The sequence below is a fragment of the Kitasatospora sp. NPDC007106 genome, from assembly GCF_040634455.1.
Classification (GTDB): Bacteria; Actinomycetota; Actinomycetes; order Streptomycetales; family Streptomycetaceae; genus Kitasatospora; species Kitasatospora arboriphila.
In genome coordinates this window covers 1-1,270 of sequence record NZ_JBEYFP010001308.1, presented here as the reverse complement: position 1 = coordinate 1,270, position 1,270 = coordinate 1, and the positions used below count along the sequence as shown (strand labels likewise).

Sequence of the window (1,270 nt, the reverse complement as noted above, 5' to 3'; positions counted from 1 at the left end):
GAGCCGGGAGAGGTTGGTCAGTCCGTGCGAGGTCAGGCCGGCGGCGTCGCCGTGGCAGAGCGCCTCGGCGGAGGCCAGCGCCCGGTCGGCGGGCAGGCCGTGGGCGGTGAACACCTCGGTGGTGAAGCGGATCAGGTCGGGGTACGGGACACGGGCGGTGGTCGGGGCGGGCGCGGACGCCACAGGGGTCACGGACTTGCTCCTGGTGTCGGGTGGTGGTCGGGCCGGGGCCCGGGATGCCGGCTCAGCGGCGGGCGAAGGCGACGAGCAGCCGGGCGACGGCCGCGGCGAAGCCGTCCAGCTGGTCGAGGTCGGCGAACTCGCCCTCGGCGTGCGCCCGGTTGGTGCCGAGGCCGCCGGGGCCGAGCACGACGGTGAAGGCGTCCGGCAGGCCGGCCGCCCAGATGGCGTCGCAGGTGAAGGCCGGCTCGTGGGCCGGCCAGCGGTCGACCCCGGCCTGTCGCAGCAGGGATTCCAGGCCCGGGTGGGCGCCGTCGAGGGTGGGCAGGCCGCGCTTCAGCCAGTCGAGCCCGGTGACCTCGGCGCAGTCGGCCGCTGTCCGGGCGAACTCCGGAACGCCGGCGAACTCGCGGCGGAAGGCGGCGAGGCCGGAGCGGACGGCGCTTTCGACCGCGGCCTCCGTCCGCCGCCCGGAACCGGCGTCCTGGTAGGGGACGTTGAGCAGCAGCTCGCCGCGGCCGTAGACCCGGTTGTGCAGCGGTCCGGTGCCGATCCCGGCGATGCAGACCCGCTCCCGGGGCGCCGCGGCGGTGCCGAGTTCGCGGGCCAGGTGCTGGGCGAGGTAGCCGAGCAGCACGGTGGCGTTGTGGCCGTCGCCGGGGCGGTCGTCGACGGCGTCCTCGCCGCGGACCCGCAGCCGGGCGGTGGCGGCGGCGGTGGCCCGGGGCAGGTAGCGCAGGCCGGTGGGCTCGCAGAACACGTTGAGCACGCCGACGTGGCCCGCCTCGACCAGGACGCGGGTGCCGAAGGTGCCCATCGCGCCGCCCTCCTCGCCGGAGACGGCCTGCACCAGCACGCCCGTCCCGGTGCCGACCAGCGGTTCGGCGGCGCGCGCGGCGCGGATCCCGGCGAGCAGGGCGACCGCCGGGCCCTTGGCGTCGATCGCGCCGCGGCCGAGGAAGCGCCGCCCGTCGAAGGAGACGGGTTCGTGGCCGGCCACGGTGTCCAGGTGGACGTTGAACATCACGGTGCGCGCGTGCGGCAGCGGCGGGCCGAGCCGCAGCACCAGGTTGGGCTGGCAGGCGAGGAA

General features: G+C 76.9%; 1 protein-coding gene and 1 pseudogene. Both read right to left on the bottom strand.

What is annotated here, in order from left to right; genetic code table 11:
• A pseudogene (locus ABZ641_RS38065) lies at positions 1–192 on the bottom strand (Ldh family oxidoreductase); the annotation flags it as partial.
• 52 nt (positions 193–244) lie between these two features.
• A partial coding sequence (locus ABZ641_RS38060; protein ID WP_359989211.1) for a M20/M25/M40 family metallo-hydrolase occupies positions 245–1,270 on the bottom strand: 1,026 nt, incomplete at its 5' end.